This is a genomic window from Kitasatospora sp. NPDC058162, from assembly GCF_042884005.1.
Taxonomy (GTDB): domain Bacteria; phylum Actinomycetota; class Actinomycetes; order Streptomycetales; family Streptomycetaceae; genus Kitasatospora.
The window spans coordinates 46,441-72,179 of sequence record NZ_JBHVUS010000022.1 but is presented as its reverse complement, the minus strand read 5'-3'; the positions used below and the strand labels follow the sequence as shown (position 1 = coordinate 72,179).

23 protein-coding genes are annotated in these 25,739 nt (G+C 72.6%); 15 read left to right on the top strand and 8 right to left on the bottom strand.

The window, feature by feature from the left end:
- Nucleotides 1-112: 112 nt before the first annotated feature.
- Nucleotides 113-439 carry a hypothetical protein gene (locus ACFVXG_RS30755; RefSeq protein ID WP_387932045.1) on the bottom strand — a complete coding sequence of 109 codons (327 nt, stop codon included), beginning with the start codon at nucleotides 437-439 and terminating at the stop codon, nucleotides 113-115.
- Between the two features lie 555 nt (nucleotides 440-994).
- Here ACFVXG_RS30755 and ACFVXG_RS30750 point away from each other — a divergent pair.
- The 4 genes from ACFVXG_RS30750 (at nucleotide 995) to ACFVXG_RS30735 (ending at nucleotide 4,458) form a co-directional block, all read left to right on the top strand.
- The gene (locus ACFVXG_RS30750) at nucleotides 995-1,765 is read left to right on the top strand and encodes a hypothetical protein (protein WP_387932043.1); all 771 of its coding nucleotides are present in this window, start codon (nucleotides 995-997) and stop codon (nucleotides 1,763-1,765) included.
- A 675-nt stretch (nucleotides 1,766-2,440) separates the two neighbouring features.
- Nucleotides 2,441-2,599 carry a hypothetical protein gene (locus ACFVXG_RS30745; RefSeq protein WP_387932041.1) on the top strand — a complete coding sequence of 53 codons (159 nt, stop codon included), beginning with the start codon at nucleotides 2,441-2,443 and terminating at the stop codon, nucleotides 2,597-2,599.
- Nucleotides 2,600-2,730: 131 nt separating this feature from the next.
- Nucleotides 2,731-3,243 carry an RICIN domain-containing protein gene (locus ACFVXG_RS30740; RefSeq protein WP_387932039.1) on the top strand — a complete coding sequence of 171 codons (513 nt, stop codon included), beginning with the start codon at nucleotides 2,731-2,733 and terminating at the stop codon, nucleotides 3,241-3,243.
- Between the two features lie 216 nt (nucleotides 3,244-3,459).
- Nucleotides 3,460-4,458 carry a hypothetical protein gene (locus ACFVXG_RS30735; protein WP_387932037.1) on the top strand — a complete coding sequence of 333 codons (999 nt, stop codon included), beginning with the start codon at nucleotides 3,460-3,462 and terminating at the stop codon, nucleotides 4,456-4,458.
- Nucleotides 4,459-4,786: 328 nt separating this feature from the next.
- On the opposite strand, the gene ACFVXG_RS30730 is transcribed toward ACFVXG_RS30735, so the two are convergent.
- Nucleotides 4,787-5,452, bottom strand: a complete 666-nt coding sequence (locus ACFVXG_RS30730; RefSeq protein ID WP_387932036.1) for a hypothetical protein — start codon at nucleotides 5,450-5,452, stop codon at nucleotides 4,787-4,789.
- A gap of 442 nt (nucleotides 5,453-5,894) precedes the next feature.
- Between ACFVXG_RS30730 and ACFVXG_RS30725 the strand changes: the two genes are divergently transcribed.
- Nucleotides 5,895-6,488 (top strand): hypothetical protein, encoded by a 594-nt coding sequence (locus tag ACFVXG_RS30725; protein WP_387932034.1) that lies wholly within the window; start codon nucleotides 5,895-5,897, stop codon nucleotides 6,486-6,488.
- Nucleotides 6,489-6,965: 477 nt separating this feature from the next.
- Nucleotides 6,966-7,271 carry a helicase associated domain-containing protein gene (locus ACFVXG_RS30720; protein ID WP_387932032.1) on the top strand — a complete coding sequence of 102 codons (306 nt, stop codon included), beginning with the start codon at nucleotides 6,966-6,968 and terminating at the stop codon, nucleotides 7,269-7,271.
- Nucleotides 7,272-7,434: 163 nt separating this feature from the next.
- Here the strand turns inward: ACFVXG_RS30720 and ACFVXG_RS30715 are convergent, their stop codons facing one another.
- On the bottom strand, nucleotides 7,435-8,082 hold the full coding sequence (locus ACFVXG_RS30715) for a TetR/AcrR family transcriptional regulator (RefSeq protein ID WP_387932031.1): 648 nt from the start codon (nucleotides 8,080-8,082) through the stop codon (nucleotides 7,435-7,437).
- 76 nt (nucleotides 8,083-8,158) lie between these two features.
- On the opposite strand from ACFVXG_RS30715, the gene ACFVXG_RS30710 reads away from it, so the two are divergent.
- From ACFVXG_RS30710 to ACFVXG_RS30695, 4 genes are all read left to right on the top strand, one after another.
- Nucleotides 8,159-8,851 carry an NAD(P)-dependent oxidoreductase gene (locus ACFVXG_RS30710; RefSeq protein WP_387932029.1) on the top strand — a complete coding sequence of 231 codons (693 nt, stop codon included), beginning with the start codon at nucleotides 8,159-8,161 and terminating at the stop codon, nucleotides 8,849-8,851.
- Nucleotides 8,848-9,252, top strand: a complete 405-nt coding sequence (locus ACFVXG_RS30705) for a pyridoxamine 5'-phosphate oxidase family protein (RefSeq protein WP_387932027.1) — start codon at nucleotides 8,848-8,850, stop codon at nucleotides 9,250-9,252. Before ACFVXG_RS30710 ends, ACFVXG_RS30705 begins: the two co-directional genes overlap by 4 nt.
- A gap of 14 nt (nucleotides 9,253-9,266) precedes the next feature.
- On the top strand, nucleotides 9,267-10,166 hold the full coding sequence (locus ACFVXG_RS30700; RefSeq protein ID WP_387932168.1) for a haloalkane dehalogenase: 900 nt from the start codon (nucleotides 9,267-9,269) through the stop codon (nucleotides 10,164-10,166).
- A 457-nt stretch (nucleotides 10,167-10,623) separates the two neighbouring features.
- Nucleotides 10,624-11,163 carry a hypothetical protein gene (locus ACFVXG_RS30695; RefSeq protein WP_387932026.1) on the top strand — a complete coding sequence of 180 codons (540 nt, stop codon included), beginning with the start codon at nucleotides 10,624-10,626 and terminating at the stop codon, nucleotides 11,161-11,163.
- A gap of 361 nt (nucleotides 11,164-11,524) precedes the next feature.
- Here the strand turns inward: ACFVXG_RS30695 and ACFVXG_RS30690 are convergent, their stop codons facing one another.
- The 5 genes from ACFVXG_RS30690 to ACFVXG_RS30670 all read right to left on the bottom strand — a co-directional run bounded on the left by ACFVXG_RS30690 (nucleotide 11,525) and on the right by ACFVXG_RS30670 (nucleotide 19,107).
- Complete coding sequence (locus tag ACFVXG_RS30690; protein WP_387932025.1) at nucleotides 11,525-11,683, bottom strand: hypothetical protein; 159 nt, start codon at nucleotides 11,681-11,683, stop codon at nucleotides 11,525-11,527.
- 82 nt (nucleotides 11,684-11,765) lie between these two features.
- Entirely contained in the window at nucleotides 11,766-12,692 is a 927-nt protein-coding gene (locus tag ACFVXG_RS30685) for a LysR family transcriptional regulator (RefSeq protein WP_387932024.1), read from the bottom strand.
- Between the two features lie 40 nt (nucleotides 12,693-12,732).
- On the bottom strand, nucleotides 12,733-14,193 hold the full coding sequence (lysA, locus tag ACFVXG_RS30680; RefSeq protein WP_387932023.1) for a diaminopimelate decarboxylase: 1,461 nt from the start codon (nucleotides 14,191-14,193) through the stop codon (nucleotides 12,733-12,735).
- Nucleotides 14,194-14,318: 125 nt separating this feature from the next.
- Nucleotides 14,319-14,981 (bottom strand): TetR/AcrR family transcriptional regulator, encoded by a 663-nt coding sequence (locus ACFVXG_RS30675; protein WP_387932022.1) that lies wholly within the window; start codon nucleotides 14,979-14,981, stop codon nucleotides 14,319-14,321.
- Nucleotides 14,982-15,210: 229 nt separating this feature from the next.
- Nucleotides 15,211-19,107, bottom strand: a complete 3,897-nt coding sequence (locus ACFVXG_RS30670; RefSeq protein WP_387932020.1) for a type I polyketide synthase — start codon at nucleotides 19,105-19,107, stop codon at nucleotides 15,211-15,213.
- Between the two features lie 386 nt (nucleotides 19,108-19,493).
- Here ACFVXG_RS30670 and ACFVXG_RS30665 point away from each other — a divergent pair, with 386 nt between their 5' ends.
- The 5 genes from ACFVXG_RS30665 to ACFVXG_RS30645 are packed head-to-tail and all read left to right on the top strand — an operon-like array spanning nucleotide 19,494 to nucleotide 25,712.
- Complete coding sequence (locus ACFVXG_RS30665) at nucleotides 19,494-21,158, top strand: GH3 auxin-responsive promoter family protein (RefSeq protein WP_387932019.1); 1,665 nt, start codon at nucleotides 19,494-19,496, stop codon at nucleotides 21,156-21,158.
- Nucleotides 21,159-21,172: 14 nt separating this feature from the next.
- Nucleotides 21,173-22,054 carry an alpha/beta hydrolase gene (locus ACFVXG_RS30660; protein WP_387932017.1) on the top strand — a complete coding sequence of 294 codons (882 nt, stop codon included), beginning with the start codon at nucleotides 21,173-21,175 and terminating at the stop codon, nucleotides 22,052-22,054.
- Nucleotides 22,047-23,264, top strand: coding sequence for an enolase C-terminal domain-like protein (locus tag ACFVXG_RS30655; protein ID WP_387932015.1), 1,218 nt, complete (start codon nucleotides 22,047-22,049; stop codon nucleotides 23,262-23,264). The genes ACFVXG_RS30660 and ACFVXG_RS30655 overlap by 8 nt, the downstream gene beginning before the upstream one ends.
- Complete coding sequence (locus ACFVXG_RS30650) at nucleotides 23,261-24,160, top strand: FAH family protein (RefSeq protein ID WP_387932013.1); 900 nt, start codon at nucleotides 23,261-23,263, stop codon at nucleotides 24,158-24,160. The genes ACFVXG_RS30655 and ACFVXG_RS30650 overlap by 4 nt, the downstream gene beginning before the upstream one ends.
- A 52-nt stretch (nucleotides 24,161-24,212) precedes the next feature.
- Nucleotides 24,213-25,712 (top strand): MFS transporter, encoded by a 1,500-nt coding sequence (locus tag ACFVXG_RS30645; RefSeq protein WP_387932011.1) that lies wholly within the window; start codon nucleotides 24,213-24,215, stop codon nucleotides 25,710-25,712.
- Nucleotides 25,713-25,739: the final 27 nt, after the last annotated feature.

Below are 25,739 nucleotides of genomic sequence, written 5' to 3'. Positions count from 1 at the left end.
ATCAACACACCTTCGGCGGCGCTCGCGACCACAGGAAGGGTCCCCCATAGCGCCCGTGCGGGACAGTGCTCACTGCCGCTTGGCGAAACGGAGCTCGCTATCACTTGGGTCGTCAGGAAAACTCTATCCCGCCGCGTCCTGGGTCGCATCCGCCGCAGGCGCCCAAGCCGTTTGGTGCTGAGGCCTGTTCGTGGCCGGTGTCGTAGCCTCGGTTGCGCAGTTCGGCGATGCCGGCGGCGGCCGTGCCGACCAGGACCACCAGCAGCCGCGGGAACGCCCGCCAGCGGCGCTCCCACGCCCGACCCGACCCGCCCTCGCCCGCCTGCTCCCACAGGGCGGCGCAGGCTGCCAGCTGCGCCGCAGTCTCCTCGGCGCCGACACCCGGACGGTGGCGTTTGATGAACGCCCGCAGCCGGTGCCGGCGGTGCTGGCGGTGCACGCGAGCTCGGCGGCGGGCCGGTACACCCCGCCGCTGTCGACCGGCGGCTTTGGGGCGGGGTGGAGGTCGAGCGGGCCGCAGTCCTCGCCGCGCTCCCGGGCGTCGGCGACGAAGGTGGCGTGGATCCCGGCCGACGTCGAGCAGGTGCTCGCGCCCGTGCCGTACCGCCGGATTCTCCGCCCCTTGCATCGGGACGCCTGGGCGCAGGGCCTCGGGGAAGGTGGCGGTCAAGGCGGAGTCGGCCGCGGTGATGTGCAAGGCCTTTGCACGGCAAGCCTGCGGCAGGGGCGCTAACTCCGCCAGGCCTTCGGCCTGGAGCCGGCAGACCGGGTCGCAGTACGCGGCGGGGCGGCCGGTGGCCGCCTTCGGTAAGAGGGGGGGCGGCCGCACCCCGGTCGTGTGCAGTACCCCGCTCGCGCCGACTACGACCAGGAACGACGACGAGGTCGACCGCCGGAGTGAGCGGGACGGGCTCCTGGGCGATGTCCAGGCCGAGCGTGAGTCGGTGGTCGCCTGGTCTCGGTGCTGTCGGTGGTGGGTTTTAGGGTGCGGCGGGTGACGACGATCTCCGGCCCGTACCCGGGTCTTCCCGTGCCGTTGCCCGATGTCCTGCCGGATCCGTGGGTGGTGGTGCGGGGTACGGACTGGCCTTCGTTGGGCACCGCGTACGGGACCGGGGAAGGGCTTGCTCGGGTACTGGCCCCCCTTCTGAATCCGGACCTGACCGCGGCGGAGACCCGGCAGGTGATCAACGCCCTGGAGCCGGTGCAGCACCAGAACACCATCTACGAGGCGACGGCGCCGGTCGCACTGTGTATCGGGGCGGTCCTGGCCCACCGCGCCGAGCACCACTGCGGGGCGGCGGACAGAGTGTGTGCCCTGCTGCTGGACTGGCTGGCTGGTATCGCCTACGACAGCGACGATGCCTGCGTGGCAGCTCATCAGCGGTACTTCGAGGAGGACTTCCTGGAGGGCTACCCTCCGATGGCGGCCGTGCGTGCCTTGAGGCCGGTGCTGTTCCAGGCCGTCGTACCGTTCCTCGACGATCCCGACCCCGCAGTCGCCGGTTCCGTGTTGTCCGCCGCACTGGCGTTCGCCGAGCACCCGGGCTTGGCCGGGCACCGTGACAGCCTGGCCGACCGCGCCCGACACCTCCTGCTCGTCTGCGACACGCGGTGGCGTCGTCAGCAGGCCCTCGATGTCCTGACCGTGCGGGGCCATGACACCACCGGCCTTGCCCGCCCCGGCGATGACGACCGAAGCCCATACCTCCCTGGCTCGGCCTGGCCTCTCGGTGACGGCGATCTTGACAACCCGCCATTCTGACCGTCCCGTGGTGGGAGGTACGGGTGCTGCATGCCAAGTTCTACCCGGCGATGCCCGTCGGGTGTGACCTGTTGGTTGTTGTGGCGGGTCGGTGATCGGCTGAGCAGCCGTGTTCTTGGGCTTGGGTTTGACGGGTTGGTTGAGACGGAGCCGGGCTGTGGTGGGGTCGTGTTCGGGGCGGGGCTGGTCCTGCAGGGGTGTTGCCGGCTGAGTGTCGGGCCGTTTGACCTGTGGGTTTTGGTGGTTGGTTGAGAACTTGCGGGTCGCGTGAGAAGTGGTGGGGATTCCCGCACTCTGCTTGAGAGCCCTGTCGGTGCTGGCCAGGCCCGCGGCTGGACGGGAAGGACGTTGACGGTCTGGACGGCTGGGTGGGCCTGGTGGAGGGCCGGATCGTTCTCGGTACCCAGCCGGGTACCACCCTGCCGAAGCCGATCGTCCACGCCGAGGCGTGGGCCGGCGTGACTGCACGCCGTCCTTGCCCGGCAGCCCCACCACCCCGATCGCGCCCCGGACGAGGATGACGACCAGGAGGACGGGCTGCTCGGCGGCGTCCGCAGCCGGGTCCGCAGCCGGGTCCGTCGCCGGGCGGCCGGGATGACCCGGGAGGACGAGCGCGCCGCCGACCGGTACGCCGACGCCAGCCACTAGGCCGCCTTCGCCACCGCAGCCGACGCCTTGGCCGAATGGCAGCGCGTTTGCGACGACACCGCCGAAACCCATGCAGAGCGCTACGACCCCGACCACGACACCGCCCTCCAGCACGCACTGCGCGCCGATCGCCACCGTCGCGACGTCGCCGAATGCGCCCGCGAGGCCGCCCACATGGCCCGCTGACGGTCGAAATAATTTCTTTCGACGCACCTGCAACCTCGGTGAGGCCCGCACGTCTGTGGAAGTGAGAGGCCGGGGGGATCCCATGTGCCGCTCACATCACACCAGATACGTACGGCTCCATGGGAGGAACCATGAACATCCGCTCCAGCATCGCTGTGCTCGCCCTCGGCCTCGGCGCCGGTCTGCTGACCGCCGCGCCGGCCTCGGCGTCGTGGTTCCCGCCGCTGTCGTCCGACTCCACGGTGGAGATCCGGGCCGACTTCAGCGGCAAGTGCCTGGAGGTCGCGGACGCGCGCACCGACGACGGCGCGCCCGTCGTCGAGGCGACCTGCACCGGCGCCAGCAACCAGCAGTGGAACATCACCGACGGCTACGTCCTCAACGTCCACAGCGGCAAGTGCCTGGACCTGCCGGGCTGGAACCGCAACGCGGGCACGGCGATCGACCAGTGGACCTGCAACCAGGGCGACAACCAGCGCTGGGGCCACCTCGACCTCACCGGCGGCGGCATGTCCATCGTCAACTTCAGCAGCGGCCTGCTCCTCGAGACCGACGGCGCGGACACGGCCGACGGCACCCCGGTGATCCAGTGGTACTCGGAGTACAACGACAACCAGCGCTTCACCCTCAACCCGGTCGGCTGACGCACCATCATGCCGACTCCTCAGCCCCGTCGCCCCGCCGGCCGACGGGGCCGAGGCTGCGTGCCTGGTGATGTCCGATGCTTTCCCAGTGGTTTATGAGGAGGGTCGCCCTGATCCGCTGGGGCCCCGACATCGACGACTGGTGCTGGTACTTCACCTCCCCGACACGATCCGCCGCACCGCGCAGCCGGCCGGGCCCGACGGCCCGGCGAGCTGGTGAACACCGGCACCGACGGGCCCGGCGCGGCCGCCGTGCCGACCAGGACCACCAGCAGCCGCGGGAAGGAGCGCCAGCGCCGCTCCCACGCCCGGCCCCGGCTGCCCGGCCCGGACTGCTCCCACAGGGCGGCGCAGGCCGCCAACTGCGCCGCGGTCTCCTCGGCGCCAGCCCCGGGGCGGTGCCGTTCGTCACCACCGGCATCACCGCCGGCCCCGGCGGCGTCGCTGGATGTCCAGTACGACGGGGCTGACGAGTGGTACACCGTCGAGAACAGCCTCGTTCCGGCCTCCGACCAGGCCTCAGCCCAGGCCATTCACGAGGCGATGATCGCCGCCATGGAACGCGGAGGCGGGAGCGAGGCCGGGCTGATGATGGGAGTGATCGTGGACATCGAGGAAATGCTGGACCGGCTGGGCGCGGTGATCGGGCCACCGCCGGCGGATGGAGCGGTCCCGGTCCCGTGGGAGCGCGGCCCCGAGGTGCTTGGTTTCCAGCTGCCAGCGGACTATCGGGCGTTCGTCGACCGGTACGGGATGGTCAGCATCCGAGAGGAGCTGCACATCTACGCACCGTCGGCGGCGCCCAGTCCTGACACCGGACAACCGCTCGGCTTCGCGGGATTCCTCTACGTCACCACAGATCCTTATGGATACACCGCCATGCTGGCCCAGGCTTTCGCGGACGGGGACTACCGAGAGTGCCCGTATCCGTTGTTCCCGGCCGAGGGAGGGCTGTTGAAGTGGGGCAACAACTGGAGCTCCGACCAGTTCTTCTGGCTGATGCGGGGTCCGGATCCGGACCGGTGGCCGGTTGCCGCGAAGTTCGACTCGATGCGGGAGTGGGACCTGTTCGAGGGTGGTTTCCTGGAGTTCCTGCTGGCGGCGGTGACGGAGCAGTACCCGTACCACGATGACGTCGTTCCCGGCGGGCAGGGGCATATCGGTGACGGCCGTGCGTATCGCCCTCGAGGTGACTGGTCGAAGCAGCTCTGGTAGCCAGGCCGCGAGACGCCGCAGAAGGCAGGATGGGTCACCGGCCGCACGCGCCCACTTCTCGCACCGGTCAGTATGGGAGCGGGAGCGCCGGTCAAGCTGGGCCGGCCCGGTCGTCCTCGGTTCCCGCCCGGGCCTCGCCGTGCCGGAGCCCAGTCGTGCTTGCCGCAGCGTGGGAGGCCGGCTTGCCGCTGCGCGCCGCCCGGCCCGGGATGGCCTGTCCCGGGCTGGGGCGGTCGGTTGCGGTGGTAGAGCGTCTGCCGCTGCCAGGACGATTCACCTGCTGAGCCGCGGGCGGTACTGCTCGGCCGTGGCGCTTGGAGCGAAGCTGCTACAGCAGCGGCCCGAGGTGGGCGATGACCGTGCTGGTTGGAATGCGGAGGATCGTTCTTGCCGAGGGGTCGTAGACGATGTAGGACCCGTCGGCGATGCCGAGCAGCACGACGACGTCTTTGGGCGGTGGGGAGGTAGTGGGACTTGAGTTCGTCAGAGCGACCAGACCGGCGCTCACACCGACGAACCGTGCGGCGAAGCTCAGCGGTCTCCCGTCCGCAAGCGCCCGGCCGTCGCGCTCGCCCAGTACTCCGAGGCCCCAGAAAGCGCTGACCACGAAGGCTGACAGTACGGCCAGCACTATCGCACGTTGAAGGCCGCGGGACTGAAGGCGGGTGATGAGGTACGGGACGGTGGCCAGGAGGTAACCGGTGGCGAGTGCCGCGAGGAACTCCAGGCCGAACGCGGCGTAGACCGCGACCGCGAGTACGAGCAGGGGCCCGCCTGCCACGGCGGCCCACACCCAGGGCAGGGCGCACCCGTTGTCGGCCAGAAGCCCCCGGACGACGGAAACGTAGATGGCCGTCCCGACTGCGGCCCATGTGGCGATGAGGGCCAGGATGATGCCGAGAGCGGCGGAGTTCACGACGATGGGTGTCTGGCTGACGCCGGCCTGCTCGGGGACGAGACCGAACACGGCGAAGAACTGCTTGTAGTAGAACAAGCCCGCCCCGTACAGGACGAGGCCCGTGGCGGAGGCGGTCGCGAGCGCGGGCTGCAGCCATGCGAAGGCCCCCTTCGGCGGCGCGGTCCGGGCTTCGCGCCGGGCCCGTCTACGTGCCAACGAGATCCCCGGTGTCCACGGCACCGTGGTCAGCCTGGGGAGTCTGACGGGCGGTGGGCCAGGCGGTCCCGCTCGGCTTGCCTGCCGCTGTCCGGAGCGGTGGGCCGTCCGGCCCCCGGCGAGGGTGAGGGACAGGGGAGAGGCATCCGCATCATGGGCACAGGTCCAGGGCGCGGGTGAGCGCGTCCTTCTTGCTCTGGGTGACGGTCAGGCTCCAGGCGTACTTGACGGCCACGACGGCGCACGGTTGGTCCTCTCCCGGACGGCCCTGCAGGCACAGGGCGCAAGACGCCGCTGGGCGGCAACGCGGCAGCCATCCTCAATGATCACCCCCGGCCAAGATCCCCACCCGCGGACAGCAGCGCCGTCACACCACCGGCCCTGCCAAAGCCCTGACGGACGTCGACGGACGCAGCGCTCGTTATGGCGCCGCCCGCGCACCGGGTACTTCCTGCGCGCGGAGAGCTTCTACAACGTCGCCACCGAGATCGAGCGCCTGGACCGCGAGGGCCCGACCCCGTTGCTGCCCGCCTACGGCGGCCGTTCCCCGCACGAACGCTCCCACGGCCAGTCGTTCCTGGACCTCGCGCTCCACCGCTTCGGGCCGGACGGTCTCTACGTCCTCGACGAGCCGGAGGCGGCGCTCTCCGTGCAGGGCTGCCTGGCCCTGATGGTCAGGATGCGCGAACTCCTCGCCCAGGGAAGCCAGTTCGTGATCGCGACGCACTCGCCGATCCTGCTCGCTCTCCCCGGCGCCCGGATCCTGCAGCTCGAAGCCGACGGCACCATCGAGCAGGTGGGATACGACCAGGCCGAACCCGTCGTGCTGACCCGTGCCTTCGTGAACCGGCCCGAGCGCTTCCTGCGCGACCTGTTCGGCGAGGACGAACCGGGCCCATCCTCCCCACGGCTCTGACGCACGCCGACGGCAGGCCCGGACCGGATGGACGTCGAGCCGTGGAACCGCCGTCCGCCCCACGCCACGACCGCTCGTGGACGCGGACGGAACAACCACCACGCCGGACACGATCCGGGGCCGCCGACTCCACCCGAAGCCCGCACAGCGGATCGGGCCCACGCCGGCCCTGACCCGGAAACGGGCGGGGAACACCGGCACGGCCCGGTTCCGCATCGAGCACGGCCACCTCGACCCCACTGGCAAGGCGAAGCACGCCGGGCTGATCTCCTGGCTCACCCGCCAGCGCCACCTGAACGGCCAGGGCCTGCTCGAGGCCGCCCGCGTCTCGGAGCTGGGCGCGTTCGGCATGATCTGGTCGAAGAACGCCAACGCCTGGGAGCGCGGCGCCGCGTACGCCGCCGCGTTCCATCACCGGCACGGCCACCTGGCGGTCCCGGCGACCGCTAAGCTGGATGACTACGCGGTGGGGCGTGGATGCGCCGCCAGCGCAAGGCCGACGACCTCGCCACCGACCAGGCCGCGGAGCTGGGCGCGTTGGATGAGCTGTGGAGCTTGGAGCCGGACTGGAACCGCTCCTACCGCCGCCTGCTCGCCTACCTCGCCGCCGGCGGCACCCTCGACGGCCCGGCGAACCGCACCGGCGGCGACGCGGACCCGGCCTTCCGCCCCGGTACCTGGCTGCGAAAACAGGACAAGGCCCGCGCCGAGGGCAAGCTGACCGAGCGGCAGAGCGCGCTCCTGGACGCGCTCCACCGGCACGTCGAGACCGTCGCCGGCTGACCGGCCCCGCACGATCCGCCGCTGCGGTGAGGTACCAGGCCTTCGCCCGGCCGGCCTGCGGCAGGGTCACGAACTGCGCCAGCGCCGCCAAGCCCTGGGTGAACCGGTCGGTACTGGACACCGTCGGCTTCGCCGCGGCGGCGGAGGTGGCCGTGGTGCGGGGCTACGCGGTGGCCGGCCGGCCCCGGCGGCCCGCGCTGGTGGTTGCTGTGGTTGCGGTGGTGCGTGGTCTGGGGGCGAGGGCGGCGCGCAGCGCCGGGGTGAGGACGTGTCGGGTCTGGGAGGGGGTGAGGGTGGCGGGGGTGGGGAGGGGGTTGAGGTAGCGGGTGTAGATGAGGCCGCCGAGGATCGTCACCACGGCGGTGGCGCGGGCGGTCGCGTCCCGGCCGCCGAGGAATTCAACGAGTTGGGCGAGCAGCTCGTGTTCCAGGTATTCGCGGATCACTTCGGCGGCTTCGTCGCCCTGGGTGGTGAGCTGTCGGAAGTCGGTGTCCTTCCACAGGTCCGTCACCGCGGTGATCAGGCGGTCGGGGAGGGTGGCCGGGTCGCCGCCGAGGACGGTGTCCACTGCGAGTGCGTTGGCGCACTGGAACTGCATGACCTCCGCGAACAGTCCTTTCTTCGAGCCGAAGTGGTAGGCGATCAGTGCGGGGTCGACTCCGGCGGCCCCGGCTACCGCGCGCATGGTGGTGCCGCGGTAGCCGCGCTCCAGGAACAGCGCGTGAGCCGCCGGGACGATCGATTCGCGGGTCGGCGGGTTGCCGCGGGGCCGGCCCCGGGTGCGGGAGGGGGCGGGGGCGTCGTTATTCATCAGCGTTGAGCCTGCGTTGCGTGGTCGGCACAGTCAAGGGCGTTCCGCGAACCACACGAAGGGATGACCCGACACCATGCGCATCGCAGTCTTCGGCGCCAACGGGGCGACCGGCCGCCACCTCACCGAGCAGGCCCTGGCTCACGGCCACGAGGTCGTCGCCGTGACCCGCCGTCCCGGCTCCCTCGCCGAGCGGCCCGGCCTGGCGGTGGCCGTCGCCGACGCCACCGACCCGGCGGCCGTCGCGGCCGCGATCGAGGGCACGGACGCCGTCCTGTCCGCACTGGGCGCGCGCTTCAGCAAGGAGAGCATCACCACGTACTCGGCGAGCGCCGCGGCCATCACCGCGGCGATGGCCCGCCACGGCGTGGAGCGGCTGCTCGCCGTCAGCTCCAGCATCGCCGACCCGCACTGGCGCCCCACCGGCGCCCACTTCTTCAACCACGTGCTCGACCCGCTGGTGAACCGGCGCCTGGGCCGCACCCTCCACGAGGACATGCGCCGCATGGAGGCCGTGATCCGCCGGACGGACCTCGACTGGACCCTCGTGCGGCCCTCGGGCCTCTTCGAGCACCCCGCCGTCACGGACTACCTGACCGCCGAGACCAGCGCCGACGGCGTCTTCACCGCCCGCGCGGACCTGGCCGCGAGCATGCTGCGCGAGCTGGAGGAGCGCAGGTACGTCCGCACGGCCATGGGCGTCATCACCACGGCTGTGAAGCCGAACATCGCCAAGCTGGTGTGGAACGAGGGCGTGAAGAAGAAGTGAGCCGGGCGACAGTCGAACTGCCGGCCGGCGTACGGGCGTTCCTCGCCCGCCCGGACACGGCCACCCTCACCACGCTTCGCGCCGACGGCACCCCGCACGTCACCCCCGTGCGGTTCACCTACGACGCGGGCGCCGGCCTGGCCCGGGTGACCACCCGGGCGGCGGCCGGCAAGGCCCGGAACGTGGCGGCGGGCGGCCCGGCGGCCCGGGTCGCGCTCTGCCAGGCGGACGGCTTCCGCTGGGTCACCCTCGAAGGCCGGGCCACCGTCACCGACGACCCCGAGCGCCTCGCCGAGGCCGTGCGCCGCTACACCGCCCGCTACCGCGCGGCCCCACCCGCCCCACCGGACCTGGTCGTCATCGAGATCGCCGTCGACCGCGTCCTGAGCCTCAACCTCTGAAATCCCCTGAATCCCTGTACGGAAAGCGAAGTGACACCGCGATGCCCACCCTCCCCGTCCTCGACTCCACCCTCCACTACCGCGAGTGCGGCGACCCCGACGGGCTGCCGTTCGTCTTCCTCCACGGCAACCCCACCTCCTCCCACCTGTGGCGCAACGTCCTGCCGGGGGTGGCCGCGCCCGGCCGCCGCCTGCTGGCGCCCGACCTGATCGGCATGGGCGACTCCGGCAAGCCGGACCTGGCCTACTCCTTCGACGACCACGCCCGCTACCTCGACGCCTGGTTCGACGCCCTCGGCCTGGCCGAGGCCGTCCTGGTCGGCCACGACTGGGGCGGCGCGCTCGCCTTCGACCGCGCCGCCCGCCTCCCGGGCACCGTCCGCGGCCTCGCCTTCGCCGAGACGATCGTCAAGCCGCTGGTCGGCGACGAGTTCCCGGCGGCGGGGCGGGAGTTGTTCACCCTCCTGCGCACCCCCGGGGTGGGCGAGGAGATGGTCCTGGAGAAGTCGCTGTTCATCGAGGGGCTCCCGGACACGCTCGCCACCCCGCTCGACCCCGCCGACCTGGAGGCCTACCGCCGCCCCTTCCCGACCCCGCGAAGCCGCCGCCCGGTGCTGGCGTGGACCCGCATGATGCCGCTGGACGCCGAGCCCGCCGATGTCGTGGCCCGCATCGAGCGCTACGACGCGTGGCTGGCCGCCAGCCCCGAAGTCCCCAAGCTGCTCGCCGCGTTCGAGCCGGGCCCGGGCGCGATGACCGACGAGGGGACGGTGGCCTGGTGCGAGAGGAACATCGCGGGCCTGGAGGTCTCCCGCCACGGCCTCGCCGGCCACCACTGCCCGGAGGACCGCCCCGAGGAGCTGGCCGCGGCGATCAGCGCCTGGGCCGACCGCCACGGGCTGGCGCGCCGGTAGGGGTCCTCGATCCCGGCGGTGCCGATCCTCCCGGAGCCGGCCGCGCTACCCGCCGGCGGGGCGTACGCGCCGCGGTCGCCGCCGTCATCGAACGCTCCAGGAAGCCTGCGCGTGGCCGGCGACGACGCCACGCGGCGCCGGGCGATCCCGCCCTGCACGGCCTGGTCGCCTCCAACGCCGACACCGAGGCCCGGCCCAAGGCCCGGCGGCTGGAGGGCACGGCCGGGCTGGACGCGTCCGGGCGGGTGCCCGGGATGGTCCGCCCGGAGACGGGCGGCACCGCGAGGGGCGCCGGCCGCTGCGGCGCCCGGCATGCGATGGCGGGTCGAGCCGTACCCGGCGCCGGGCGCGGTGATCGTCCACTGCGCCGTCTTCTGATCCGGCAAACCGCCACCGGCGTGGGGCTTCTCCTGGCAGCCTGCCAGGAGAAGCCCCACGCGCGAGGAAGGACAGCAGCGTGTACCGCATCCCGCCGGGAGCCGGCCGGCCCAGGCCCGCCATCCCCACCCACGAGGACACGCTGCGGGAGTTCGCCCGCCCCGTCGCGGCGCTGGCCCGCCCCGAGCCGGGCTGGACGATCCTGCTCGGCCGCGAGGGAATCGACGGCTACCTGACCGACATCGACCTGGACTACGCCCACCAGCGCGCCTACCGCGTCCGCGTGCGCACCGTCCGGCCGGCACCGGAGTACTTCAGGGTCAAGCCGCGCACGCGCCTGGAGGACGTCCTCGACACCACGGTCTCCAACTTCAGGGACGAGGACGGGCTCGACCCCCTCGCATCGGCCGAGACGCTCCTGAACCCCGCCCCCGCCGCATCCGGAGAGGCGGTGCTGCGCCTCGACGGCCAGGAACACGCCGTCCGCACGGCGGCCCGGGACGGCTTCTTCGCGGCCGTGCTCGAAGTCGGCGACCAGAGCATTGTCGTGGCAGCCCCGGAGACGCTGCGCGACGTCGCCCTCGACCTGACCTGGATCCAGCCCGGTCAGTCCCTGTAGGCGAGACGACGCCGGCCGGGACGGGCTGCCGCCGGTTGCCCTGGTCCTGGAGAGCAGCCGCGAGCATCCGCCCCGGAACCAAGCCGCCCACGCCGGAGAAGAAGTGCCCGGGAGGCCGGCGAGTCTCCGCGTTCGTCACCCGCCCGGCAGTGAGAGGAAACCGAGGAACTGTGGCTGGCCCCGCTGCTCCAGGTCGTCACCACCGAGATCGCCGGCAATTGCGGCAGCAGCCTGTTCCCCGGATGGCCCGCCGCGCGGTTTCGGCTGAGCGGGCGCGGGGGCGACCGGCGTTCGGGCGGGCGAGGTGCTGCGGGTCCGGCGAGGTGGCGGGGCTCGAGGGCCCCGCCCGGGTGGCTGCCGGTCAGTTGTGCTCGGAGCGCTCGGCGGTGTGGCCGCCGGCGGTGGTGGCGGGGGCCTCGGCGACGGTGGTGGTGGCGGGGGCGGTGTGCTGGGCGTAGCCGGCCCCGATGGACAGCAGGGCGGCGGCGGCGATGAGGAGGGCGGATATCCGGCGGATCATCAGGGTCCAATCAGCTGAGATGGATTCTGGTCGCTGAAGCATGACACACCCGCAGCCGGTGGCCCAGGGTCCGGCCTCGGTCTCAGGCCGCCCACCGCCGTTCCAGCAGGGAGCCGATCTCCCGTGCGGCGGCGTCGAGTTCGGCGAGGAAGGGGCGCAGCGCCGGATTGCGGTTGGTGGCCCGGACGGCCACCCCGATCCGGCGGTGCAGCCGGGGGTGGTCCAGTCGGCAGACGTGCACCCCGGCGTCGTCGGCCAGGCCGAGTGCGGGGATCAGCGCCACGCCCATCCCGGCCCGGGCGAGGTTGACGGTGACCTGGTAGTGGTCGCTGCGGCAGCGAACTCGGGGGCTGAACCCCTCGGCCGTGCAGGCGCGTTCGAGCACCGGCTCGCCGTGGCCGCCGCCGTGGGTGCCGATCCAGTTCTCGTCCGCCAGCTCCGCCAGCCGCACCGCCGGGCGCCGCCCCAACCGGTGCCGCGGCGGCAGCACGATCAGCGGCGGCTCCTCGAAGAACATCCGCACCTCCACCGCCGCGTCCCGGCACCACGGGTCCAGCGGGTGCTCGAAGACCACGGCCGCGTCCAGTCGGCCCGCCTCCAGGTCGGGCACCAGCTCGTGCGGTTGGCCCATCACCAACTCCAGCTCCACCAGGGGGTATCGGGCCGCGAACCCGGACACCGCCCGGGGCAGCAGGTCCAGCCCGGCCGAGACGAAGAAGCCGATCCGCAGCACCCCGGCGGCCGCCTCCGCGTGCGCCCGCAGGTCGTCCCGGGCGACGGCCATCAGGTCGGCGATCGCCTGGGCGTGCTCGGCCAACCGGACGCCGGCGGCCGTCAGGCGCAGTGACTGCGGCGCCCGCTCCACCAGGGCGACCCCCAACTCCTGCTCCAGCCGCGCTAGTTGGTGCGAGACAGCGGAGGGGCTCAGGTGCAGCGCCTGCGCCGCGGCCACGATGGTGCCGCGGCGGGCGATCTCCAGCAGGACGAGTAGTCGGGCGCTGTTCAGCATCGGCCCAGACTAGGTCGCGGTCCCGGGTTCCGGCTGGGGCTCAGGCGCCCCGCTGCGCGGTCGCCGGATCCGGGGTCGCCAGATCCGGGGCCGACCGCTGCGGGCCCTCGCCCGCCACATCGAGGCGCAGCAGGTCGTACTCGGTCTCCCGGCGCACCACCAGCCGGGCCCGGCCGTCGCGGACGAAGACCACCGCGGGCCGCGGCAGCTTGTTGTAGTTGGAGGCCATCGCGTAGCCGTAGGCGCCGGTGACCGGGGTGGCCAGCAGGTCGCCCACCCGCAGGTCGTCGGGCAGGGCCGCGTCGTCGATGATCACGTCGCCGCTCTCGCAGTGCTTGCCGACCAGCCGGGCGCGCTGCGGGCGGGGTGCCTCGGGGCGGCGCGGCAGGAAGGCCTCGTAGCGGGCGCCGTACAGCGCGGGGCGGAGGTTGTCGCTCATCCCGCCGTCCACGCTGACGTACGTGCGCACGTCCGGGATCCGCTTGACGGTGCCGACCCGGTACAGCGTCAGCCCGGCCCGGGCGGCGATCGAGCGGCCCGGCTCCACGCCGACCCGGCCCGTCCAGCCCGCTCCGCGCACCGCCGCGTGGACCCGCTCCGCCCAGACGGCGAGGGACGGGGCCTGCTGCCCGCCCACGTAGGCCGCGCCCAGGCCGCCGCCCACGGTCAGCCCGGTGATGGCGCGGGTGACGGCGCCGTCGACCGCGCTCTCGGCTCCGCTCTCGGCCGCGCAATCGACCGCGAAGCGGGCCACCGCCGCGGCCCCGTCGGCCAGTTCGGCCGGGTCGAGGACCTGGGAGCCGACGTGTGCGTGCACCCCCTCCAGCCGGACGGCCGAGGAGGCGGCGGCCCGGCGCACCGCGGCCGAGGCGGCGCCGTCGGCCAGGCCGAAGCCGAACTTGGAGTCGTGGCCGCCGGTCCGGATCGCCTCATGGGCGCCGGCCGCGACACCGGGCGCCACCCGCAGCCGGATCCGGGCCGGCGGCAGGCCCTCCACGTGGTGCAGCCGCTCGATCCGCTCCAGCTCGTCGAAGCTGTCCACCACGATGTGGTGCACCCCCGCGGTCATCGCGGTGCGCAGCTCGGCGTCGTCCTTGTTGTTGCCGTGCAGCACGATGCGGTCCGGCTCCACCCCGGCGTACAGCGCGGTGCGCAGCTCACCGCCGGAGGCGACATCCAGCAGCAGGCCCTCGTCGGCGACCAGCCGGGCCATCGCGGTGCAGAGGAAGGCCTTGGCGGCGTAGGCCACGTTGCCCGGGCCGAAGGCGGCCACCGCCTCCCGGCAGCGGCTGCGCAGGTGCTCCTCGTCGTAGACGAAGAGCGGGGTGCCGTGCTGGCGGGCGAGCTGCTCCAGCAGGACGCCGCCCACCGCCAGGCCCTCGGGCCGGATCTCGGCGGTGAGCGGCAGCAGCCCCGGCTCGACGGGCGCGTCGGAGGGGGAGTCGAGCTGGGCGGCTGAGCAGGCCTGGACGGACGGCAGGGCGGGCGACACAGGGGACACGGCTTTCCTCCTGGGCGGGTTGACTCGCCCGCCCATCCTCCGACCGGGGGAGGGCCCGAGAAAGCGCATTCTTCCGGCGCTGAGCCGTACCTCCGTCGATGCTGCCGAGCCTCCCCTCCGCCCCGCTACTCCGCGGGCTGAGGTGCTGCCGGCTCGCAGCGCTTGGTGTACGGCAGGAGGCCGGTGAGTGCGATTCTGAGCAGGGCCCGCAGTTCGACGTGGAGCGGGACCGATTCGTCGGTGGCCCGGCTCCATCGGTAGAGGAGTCCCAGGTAAGCGTCCCGGAGCAGGTTGCCCGCCATCACCGGATCGATGTCGCCGGCCACGTCGCCCCGTTCCCGGCCCGCGGAGATGACCTGGACGAAGACGTGGCCGGCGTATTCGGGCTCCTCCTGGAGCGGCTGGCCCGACTTGACCCAGGCGGCCAGCATGACCTGGGTGAGGTTGCGCTCCGCCTCGTTGAAGTCGGCGAGCGCGGACATGCACCGCTCCAACTGGATGATGGTGCCGTCCTCCTTGTGCGCCAGGGACTTCTCCATGAACTCCTGGAGCCGGTCCTGGCGCTGCTGCGCCCAGGTGGTGACGAGGTCGTCCTTGCGCTGGAAGTGGTTGAAGAAGGTTCCCCGGGCGACGTCGGCGCGTTCGGTGATCTGGTCGATGGTGGTGTGTTCGTAGCCCTGCTCTGCGAAGAGTTCCAGTGCGGACGAGTACAGGCGATCGTGCACGCGCTGCTTGCTCCGCTCCCGTCGGCCGGGGGCACGTACGACCTGGGTTCCCTGAGTGGTCATCGTTTCTCTCTTCTCAGCTCATCGAGTCATCTCCGTGGCGCTCCCCCGAAGTCCGACGACAGCGCGCTTGTCGGCGCGTCACAAGGCCGTGTCCGCGGTGACACTTCTTTGTACCGTAGTGCACGAATGCATCTCAGTGCTAGTTGTTGGACGGACTTCGAGCCCGGACGCAGGAACGGCCGCACCGCGGAGGACGCGGTGCGGCCGTTCGTGGGGCCGGGCCCGGCGGTCAGCCCCGGGCGGTGGCCAGGAGGGCCGCGATGGCGGCCGTGCTCTCGTCGCCCAGCAGTCGGCTGGTCGGTACCTCCACCCCGAGGTCCTGTCTGAGGCTGCGGTTGAGCTGGACGGCCATGAGCGAGTCGAGGCCCAGGTCGCGCAGCGGCCGTTGCAGGTCGACCCGGTCGACGGTGGTGCCGAGGACCGTCGCGGCGTGAGCGAGCAGCCGATCCGTCGGCAGCTGCGGACCGGCCGACGGCGCGTACCCGGGTGCGCCGAGGTCCGCCCGCTCGGCGGGCCGGGCCGGTTGCCGGAGCAGGGCGATGCCCTGGAACTCGGCGAGCAGGTGGTTGTCCGCGGTGGTCAGGACCACGTCGCAGCGCGCGCTCCGCCCGTCGGCCCCGGGCGTGAAGCGGGCCACGCACCAGACCTCCCCGGCGGGCGGTCCGGCCAGCCGGACGCGCTCGAAGGAGAGCGGCAGGTACGCCCACGCCGGATCGTCCGCGGAGGCGCAGTGCGGCCATGCCCCGAGCATGGCCAGCAGCCCGGACTCCAGGGCCGCGCCGACCGCGCCGGCGGGCAGCTGCAGTCGGGCCACCGCCTCGCCGTCCCGCCGCCACAACTGCCGTACCGCCTGCAGCTCGTGGGGCACGGAGTAACCGTGCACCTCGGCCCTGCGGTAGAACTCGGGGCCCGGGACGAACTCCCCGCACCGCGTCAGCACGATGTCCAGCGGGACGGCCGTGGTCTCCGCCGGGCGGGCGCGCCGGCCGGTCGACGTGCGCGCGGCCTCCGCCCACGCCGTCCCGGTCACGCACGGAACCGGGGCACCGGACCGGCCGCAGAACGCGTCGACCCGGAAGCCGAACTCCCCGTCACCGAACTCGCCCTCACCGCCGGCCCCGTCACCGGACTCCCCGTCACCGCCCGTCCAGTCCAGGGTGATGGTCAGGGTGGTCTCCGCCGCCTCCGACAGCCGCGGCAGGTCGTCGCCGATGCGGACGTCCCGCAGTTCCACTGGGCCCTCGCCGACGAGGTCGCGCAGGGTCTCGGTGACGGCCTCCAGGTACAGCACCGGCGGTACGAGGGCCGCACCGCGCACCGTGACCCCGGGGCCCGACGCGGTGACTCCCAGCCTGGACAGCCGGATCCGGCGTTCCTGGCGTTCCCGGCGTTCCTGGCGGGCCCGCGGCGCCACCGGAGGGGCCGGCGGGTTGGGGGCGGGTTCGACGCGGTGCTCCTCCAGGTCCCACGGGTACAGCGGCAACGGCACCCGGGTGGTGTCGTCGCCGTACCACCGCCGCCAGTCGACGGTGGCGCCGAGGCCGAAGACGCGGCCGAGGGCGCGGGCGATCGTCGTCGGTCCGCTCTGCTGCCGGGCCAGGGTCGTGACCACGGTGGGCGGCAGACCGGCGTCGCGCTGCACGTCCTCGATCGCCTGGCTGAGGACGGGATGCGGGCCGACCTCCAGGAGGACCACGTTCCGCTCCTCGGTGACCCGTCGCACCGAGTCGGCGAAGCGCACCGGCTCCCGCAGGTTCTCCACCCAGTAGGCCGCGTCGAGGACGGCCCCCTCCACGGGAGCGCACCGGGTGGTGGAGAACATCAGGGTGTCGGGCGCGGTCGGCTCCAGGGGTGCGAGCCGCGCCAGCAGCTCGTCCCGGATCTCGTCCATCACCGGGGAGTGGGAGGCGACGTTGACCTTGACGGCGCGGCACAGGACCTGGCGCCGGTCCAGCTCGCGGGCGATCTTCTCCAGGACACCGGCGTCGCCGGCCAGCACGGTGGAGCGCGGGGAGTTCTCCACCGCCACGCAGACCTTGTCGCCGTAGCCGGCGAGGAACTCGTGCGCCTGCTGCGGGGAGAGTTCCGTGGAGAGCATCGCGCCGCGGCCCGCGAGGCGTTGCATCAGGCCGCTGCGCCGGGCGATGACCCGTGCGGCGTCCGGCAGGGACAGGGCTCCCGCCACGCAGGCGGCCGCCAGCTCGCCCATGCTGTGGCCGAGGCAGAGGTCGGGGTCCACGCCGACGGCCCGCCAGTGCGCGGCGAGCGCGACCTCCACGGCCCACAGCACGGGCTGCACCACGTCGACGGCGTCGGTGAGTTCCGCGGCCTCGTCCAGCAGCAGGTCCAGCACCGACCAGCCGAGTTCCTCGCGCAGCGCCGCGTCGCACTCCGCCATGGTCGCGTGGAAGGCCCGGGAGGTCCGCAGCAGGTCCCGGCCCATGCCCTGCCACTGCGAGCCCTGGCCCGGGAAGACGAAGGCCACGTCGCGGGGGCCGCCGAAGCCCGCCTCGTGCAGCCCGCCGTCGGGTGTGGGCCGGCCGTCCGCCAGGGCGCGCAGGACGCCGGCCAGGGCGTCGTGGGAGTCGCCGACGGCCCACAGCCGGAAGGGGTGGTGGTCCCGGCCGGTCGCCGCCGACCGGCAGATGTCGCGCAGGGCGAGGCCGCGGCCGCGGCCGTCGGGGCCCAGGTGCTCCGCGTGGCGCAGGGCCAGTCGGCGCAGGGCGGTGGGGGAGCGGGCACTGAGGACGAGCAGGTGCGGGCCGGTGTCGTCGGCCCGGTCCGGGGTGCCGCAGGTCTCGGGGGTGACCGGCGCGGGGGTGACCGGTTCGGGGAGGTGTTCGCCGATCACCAGGTGGGCGTTGGTGCCCGAGATGCCGAACGAGCTGACGCCGAGCACCGCCCGTCCGCCGGCGGGGCGCAGCGGGGTGTTGCGGGTCACCACGGCGACGGGGAAGCCGGGTTCGGCGAGCCGGGCCTGAGGGGACGTCAGGTGCAGCGAGCCGGGAATGGTCCGGTGTTCGGCGATGAGGACGGCCTTGATGAGGCCGGCGATGCCGGCGGCGGCCTCGGCGTGCCCGATGTTGGTCTTCACGGAGCCGACCGGCAGGGGTGCCGGGCGGTCCGTCCCGTCGCGTACGGCTTCGGCCAGCGCGCGCAGTTCCACGCCGTCGCCGACGATCGTCCCGGTGCCGTGCGCCTCCACGTAGTCCACCTCGGCCGGGGACACCCCGGCAGTGCGCCAGGCCGCGCGCAGCATCGCGGTCTGCCCGGACACCGCCGGCTGCAGCAGCAGTCCGCTGCCGTCGCCGTCGTTGGTCACCGCGCTGCCCAGCAGGAGTGCGCGGACCCGGTCGCCGTGGGCGAGCGCGTCGGACAGCCGCTTGAGCAGGACCACCCCCACGCCGTCGCTGCGGACGAAGCCGTCGGCGGAGCCGTCGCCGAACTTGCACCGCCCGTCGGCGGCGAGCATGCGCCCCTGTGAGTAGGCGACCGCGTCATCGGGCGAGAGGACGAGGTTGACGCCGGCCGCGACCGCGAGGTCGCATTCGCCGGTGAGCAGGCTCTGACGGGCCGTGTGCACGGCGACCAGGGAGGACGAGCAGGCGGTGTCCAGCACCAGGCTGGGGCCCCGCAGGTCGAAGGCGTGCGAGATCCGGCCGGAGGTGACGGCCCGCAGCCTGCTGCCGGACAGGGTCCGTACGTCGGCGGTGGCGGGGTGCCCGGTGGCGTCCGCGTACTCGGCGGTCGCCTGTCCGACGAACACCCCGCCGCCGCTGCCCCGGACGGAGGAGGGCGGGATGCCGGCGTCCTCCAGCGCCTCCCACACGGTCTGCAGCAGGAGGCGCTGCTGCGGGTCCATGGTGCGGGCCTCGCGCGGGGAGATCCGGAAGAACCCGGCGTCGAAGTCGTAGGGGCCGTCCAGGAAACCGCCGTGACGGGAGATCAGTCTGCCCGGTGTCGCGGGCTCGGGGTGGTACCAGGCGGTGACGTCGAACCGGTCCGGTGGGACGGGGGTGATGGCGTCGGTGTTGCTCTCGAGCAGTGTCCAGAACTCCTCGACCCCTGCCGCCCCGGGGAGTCGGCATGACATGCCGACGATCGCGATCGGTTCCGATATGTACATTTCGTAACCTTCCCCCAGTTGGTGATTCAACCTTATACCGAAGGACAAATTTGACCTCGGATTTTGCGGAAGCTTGGGAATGGGGGTGATGGCCCGTCAGTCCATGACGTTCGCTTAACACGGTTACCACAATTGGCCTCTGGGCTCCCTGGCGGTGTCCGCATGGCGAGACGTCCGGGTCGACCGGCCTGGAGGATGACCTTGACTCGAGTCGGGCATTGAACTTCAGTCCATGAATGTGCTTCAGTTGGAGCGCCAGCTGCCACGAGCAAGGGCAAGCCGAGGACGCGCAAGCCGGACCGTCGGGCACGACCACGGCGCGTGCGTCGTCGAGTTGATCCTTTCCGGCCCCCAACCGTGAACCTTCAGACTTCTCAGGAGCAGCCGTGGACGATCCTCTTTGGCTGAAACACTGGTACGACCGCCGTGAACCATTCGCAGCCGAATGCCGGCGGGCCCGGGACGAACTGCTGGTCGACCTCAAGCAACCGGCCCTGGCGCAGCAGCGCGTCCTCGCCGACGTCATCGACATGAGCGCCGGCTCGGTGCACTGGAAGGAGCGCGGCTACGACGTCCTCGCGGACGACCCCGGCCGCTTCCGCTCGGTGCTGCCCGTGATGCGCTACGACGACTTCGTCCCCGAGATCCGCAACGAGACCCGGACCAAGGGCGGCACCCTGACCTGCAGCCCGGTCCTGCGCTGGCTCAAGACCAGCGGCACCACCGGCGACCCCAAGCTGGTGCCGTACACCCTGCACTGGCTCCTGACGTACCGCATCCCCGCGATGAAGGCGATGTGGGGCACGTACCTGGAGTACCACCCGGAACTGCTGGCACACCCGTACGCGACGCTCGACACCCAGACCGTCCGCGAGGACGTCTACGACTTCGTGCACGGCATCGGCCACCAGGCGATCAGCAACCGGCACCCGAAGGTCAACAGCCGGGACTGGAACCCGCCGTGGTACGAATCGCCGTGGTTCGGGCCCGGGGTGCCGAGCAGCCACGAGGGCCGCATGTACCACCGCATCCGGCATCTGGTCGCCCAGGACCTGCACTACATCTCGTCCATCAACCCGAGCACCCTGATCTCCCTGCGCGACATCCTGGCGGAGCGCGCGGACCAACTGGTGGGCGACCTGCGGGCCGGAACACTGGAGGGCCGGCCGTACACCGAGCCGGACGAGCAGGCCGCCCGCCGCCTGGCGGAGGTGCTGCGCCGGCCGGACTTCACGCTCAAGGACGTCTGGCCGTCGCTGACCCTCTACACCTGCTGGCTCTCGGCCTCCGCGAGCCTGTACGCGGCCAAGCTGGACGCGGTCTTCCCGGGCGTCGCCAAGCTGCCGTTCATGAGCTGCGGCACCGAGGGGGTCACCACCATCCCGGTGGACGACTCGCTGCACAGCCAGCCGCTGGCCGTCTCGCAGGCGTACTTCGAGTTCGTGCCCGCCGAAGTGCCGCTCGGCGAACTCGTCGAGAGCGGCGAGCAGGTGGAGACGCTGCTGTTCGACGAGGTGGAGGCGGGGCGCGACTACCACCTGATCATGACGCAGGGGAACGGCCTCTACCGGCTGTGGACCGGGGACGTCTACCACGTCGACCGCATCGTCGACGGCACCCCCTGGGTGCACTTCGTGCACCGCGACGGGATCTTCCACTCCTTCACCGGCGAGAAGCTCACCGAGTCCCAGGTGGCCGGGGCCATCCAGCGCGGCCTCCGGTCCCAGGGCATCGACGTCGGCCTCTACATGTGCGGCCCGCGCTGGGCGGAGCCGCCGTACTACCAGCTGGTCGCCGAAGTCCCCGAGCCGTCCGAGCAGTTGGACCGGGCCCTGTCGGCAGCCGTCGACGCGGCGCTGCACGAGATCAACATCGAGTACGCCTCCAAACGGGACAGCGGCCGGCTCGGTGCGCTGGAGGCCGCCACCGTGCGCCAGGACGCCATCGCCGCGTACGTCGAGAGCAGACGCCAGGGGAGCAACACCACCCAGTACAAGTACAGGCCGTTCCAGCGGGACGTCGACTTCGTCACCGCCCTCACCAGTCGCTGAAAGGGAGTTCGGACGTGATCGAGACCAAGAGACCGCCGCAGAACACCCGCCGCGAGATCGTGGCGCTCCCGGTCGACGGCGCCGAGCTGGCCCTGCACCTGTGGCGCCCGCGCGGACCGGCCAAGGGAGCGGTCTTCTACTTCCACGGGCTGCAGTCGCACGCCGGCTGGCAGTGGGAGGTCGGCCCCCAGTTCGCCGACAACGACATCGCCTTCTACGTCCTCGACCGCCGCGGCAGCGGCACCAGCGGGGGAGACCGGCAGGACCTGGCCGATGTGGACACCGTCATGCGGGACTACATCACGGCCCTGGAGCACGTGCGGCGCACGATCGGCGACGAGGTGCCGCTGTCCCTGTTCGGGCACTGCCTGGGCGGCTCCTTCATGGCCGCGCTCATGCACCACCCGGACTTCACCACCCGCTACGACGCCGTGGTTGTCTGCTCGACCTGGCTGGGCAAGCTGCACGCCACGCTCGACGAGGAGCAGCGGCGGGCCCTCGCGGCCGAGACCAGCACCGAGCCGTGGGACCCGGGACTCAGGTCGGAGGACTTCACCGACGACCCGCGCCACCGGCACTTCATCGACCACGACGACCTGGCGGTGCGCACCCTGACCCGCCGCTCCCGAGCCGTGCTCCTCGGCCTGGAGGAGCTCTACCTCCGGCCCCGGCGGGCCCTGCCCCCCGTTCCGTCGGCCTACGTCTCCGGGGTGCGGGACCCGATCGTCGACCTCGACGACGCGCGCGCCGTGTACCGGCGGATGACCGGGGCGAACGGTGCGCTCGTCCAGCTCGCGACGGACAAGCACTACCTGTTCTTCACCGACTTCCGGGCCCGGCTGGTCGACTGGGTGTCCACCTTCACCCTGCTCCAGGGGGTGGACCGCGATGGCTGAACCGGCCCGGGCCACCCTGTACCGGGTCGAGGCGCCGATGGCGGTCGGCTTCGACCACCCCGCCAAGCGCCGTTCGACCTCGGACAGCCTCCTGCTGCGCCTGGAGGCCGACGGGGTGGCCGGACTGGGGGAGTGCGCGCCCCGGGCGTACGTCACCGGCGAGACCGCCGCGTCCGTGACCGAGGAGCTCCGGAAGGTCTCCCTGGACGCGGTCTTCGCCCGGCTCCGCGCGGCCGACCCCGCCGAACTGCTGGCCGAGCTCCGCGAGAAGGGCGTCGCCGACACCTTCGGCGTGCGGGGCGGCAACAACCTGCTCTGCCTGCTGGAGATCGCGCTGCTGGACCTGCTGGGGCGCGGACTCGGGCTCGGTGAAACGGAGTTGACGCCTGGTCAGAGTACGTCGGCCGTCCGGCCGGCGGCCCTGCCGGTGTCCCAGGTGCTCGACCTCAGCCTCGACGTGGAGGAGTTCCTCGACACCCGCGGCCCGTTCCACTTCGTCAAGGTCAAGGCGTCCGGCGACATCCGCCGGGACGTGGCCACGGTCACCGCGATCCGCACCCGCCTCGGCGGCACGGTCCCGGTCATGGTCGACGCCAACATGAGCTGGTCCGTGGCGGACGCCCCCGGGCACCTGGCCGCCCTGTGCGACGCCGGCGCCGACTTCGTCGAGGAACCGCTCGCGAAGGGGTCGTGGGCCGAACTGGCCGCGCTCCGGGCGGGCAGCGGGCTGCGCCTGATGCTCGACGAGTCCGTGTGCACCCTCCAGGACGCCGGGTGGGCGGTGCGCTCCGGAGCCTGCGACGCCTTCAACGTCCGGGTCGCCAAGAACGGCGGCCCGGTCACCGCCGCCAAGGTGATCGGCCTCGCCCGCCGGGCCGGGCTGTCCTTCCAGATCGGCGTGCAGGTCGCCGAGGTGGGGCCGCTGATCAACACCGGCCGGGCGCTGGCCTTCGCCCACCCCGACGCCCTCACCGTGGAGGCCGGCCAGTCGGACCGGTTCTTCCCCGAGATGGTCGTCTCGCCCCGCCCGGCCGTGGACCGCACCGCCAACACCGTCGCCCCGCCGCCCGGACCGGGGTTCGGCCTCGAGCTCAACGGCCGTGCCGCGACCTGGTCCGTGGCGCACTACACCGAGGGCGGCTCCGGCTGGCGGACCCGACCCGAACCCGCCCTTTCCACCGCGACTTCGCCAGGAGGCATCCACCCATGACGGTCGTCTTCGAGTGCTGGTACGACGATCAGCGTCATCTCGGCCTCGGCCTGCCGTCGGACGGGGCTCCGCTGCGCCTGTACCCGCTGGCCGGCGGGACCCTGGCCGCGGCCCTGCCCGCCGCCGGCGGCGACCCGGCCGCCGCGGTGGCCCGGATCACCCGGGAGCGCGAGCCCGTCGAGGTGCGGCCCGCCGACCGGCACCGGGTGCGGATGCTGCCGCCCCTGCTGCCCGCGCACCCGGGAGACGCGCTGGTCAGCGGCTTCATGATGACGCACAACGTGAAGGTCGGCGCCGAGGTGCCGGACCAGCCCAACTGGTTCGTCAAGGGCCTCGGCGACTGCCTGAAGGTCCCCGGCGAGCCGCTGTCCGTCCCCGCCGACGCGGTCGCCGTCTGCGAGGAGGCGGAGGTCGTCCTGATCTACATCGGCGACGAGGCGGGCGTGCCGCGCTACGTCGGCCACACCTTCGGCAACGACCTCACCGACATCGGCCGCTTCAAACAGCACGCCGGGCACCTCTCGTACGCCAAGCTGTGCGACGCGGGCGTGTCCCCCTGGCTGCACCTGGCCGAACCGCCGCGTGTGGTGACCGGAGAGGTCGTCATCGAACGGGACGGCGTACCCGCCTGGAAGGGCTCCTTCACCACCGGCGCGGACGCCCTGCACTACGACCTGCCGACCATGATGTCCCGCCTGTTCGCGTACCGGGCCGTCCACTGGCCCGGCCGAGTGCACTACGTGTACATCGGCGCCGACCGGAGCAGCTTCCACGCCGGCTTCCGGACCGCGGACGGCGACCGGGTCACGATGGCCTTCGCCAGCCACGGGGTGACGCTCTCCCACCCGCTGGAGTGGGTCCGCGACCCCCGGCCCGACCTGGTCCCACCGGCCTGACCGGGCCCCACCAGCGCGACCGAGTCACACCGTTCCACGGAGGTTGATCCGCATGTCCCCTGACGTCCCGCCGCGGCGTCAACTGATCCTGGCCATCAGTTGCCTGAGCATGTTCATCACGGCGCTCGACAACTCGATCGTCAACCTGGCCCTGCCGGACATCCAGCACGACCTGCACGCCTCGGTGTCGAGCCTGCAGTGGATCGCCGACGCCTACACCATGGTGCTCGCCACCCTGCTGCTGACCGCCGGCGCCACCGCCGACCGCTGGGGAAGGCGCCGGGTGTTCCTCACCGGCCTGACGGTCTTCACGCTGGCCTCGGTGCTGTGCGGGCTGGCGCCCTCGGGCGGATGGCTGATCGCCTTCCGCGCGCTGCAGGCCGTCGGCGGGGCGATGCTCAACCCCATCGCGATGTCGATCATCTCCACCACCTTCCCTGAACCAGCCCTGCGGGCAAGGGCGTTCGGGGTCTGGAGCAGCGTGTACGGAGCGAGCATGGCCGCGGGGCCGCTCGTCGGCGGGCTGCTGGTGGGCACCGTCGGCTGGCGGTCCATCTTCTGGGTCAACGTGCCGGTGGGCGTGCTGGCCATCGTCCTCACCCTGACCTTCATCCCCGAATCGCGGGCCGAACGGGCCCGCCGGCTCGACCCGGTCGGGCAGGTCCTGGTGATGGTGCTCCTCCTGCCGCTGACCTACGCCGTGATCGAGGCCCCCGGCATCGGCTGGACCGCTCCCCGGATCCTGGTGTGCCTCGGCGCCGCGACGCTCGGCCTGCTCGGGCTGCTCGGCTACGAGAGCCGGCGCACCGAACCCCTGATCGACCTGCGCTTCTTCCGCAGCGTCCCGTTCTCCGGGGCGACCCTCACGGCGGTGGCCGCCTTCATCTCGCTCGGCGGCTTCCTGTTCATCAGCAATCTGTACCTCCAGGAGGCCAGGGGGTTCTCCGCGCTGCGCAGCAGTCTGTACCTGCTGCCGATGGCCGCGATGACCCTGGTCTTCGCCCCGGTGTCCGGACGGATCGCCGGCGCCCGCGGCACCAGGACTCCGCTGCTGCTCGCCGGTGCGGCCCTGATGCTGAGCGCCCTGATGCTGACCGGGCTCGGGAGCACCACCCCGGACTGGTGGGTGCTCGTCGCGTTCGGCCTGTTCGGCGTCGGCTTCGGCCTGGTCAACGCGCCCATCACCGCCACGGCCGTCGCCGGGATGCCGCGCTCCCAGGCGGGGGTGGCCTCGGCCATCGCCTCCACGAGCCGTTTCGTCGGACAGGAGCTGGGGGTGGCGGTCATCGGCAGCGTGGTGGCCGCCGGCCTGCACGGCCGAAGCGCCGCCGTCGCGCTCGACACGGCCAGCCGGGCCGGGTGGTGGATCATCGTCGGCGGCGGGGCGGTGGTCACGGTCCTGTCCGTGGCCGCGACCACCCCCTGGGCGAAGGGCACGGCCGCGCGGGTCGCCGGGCGGCTGGACCTCGCCGAAGCGCCGGCCCCCGACCCCGCCCCGGCCGCCGTCGCCGTCGCCGCGGCCCCCGACCCGGCCGCCCGGGAGAAGGGCTGATCCCGAGACCGACCGCCCGGGCGAGAC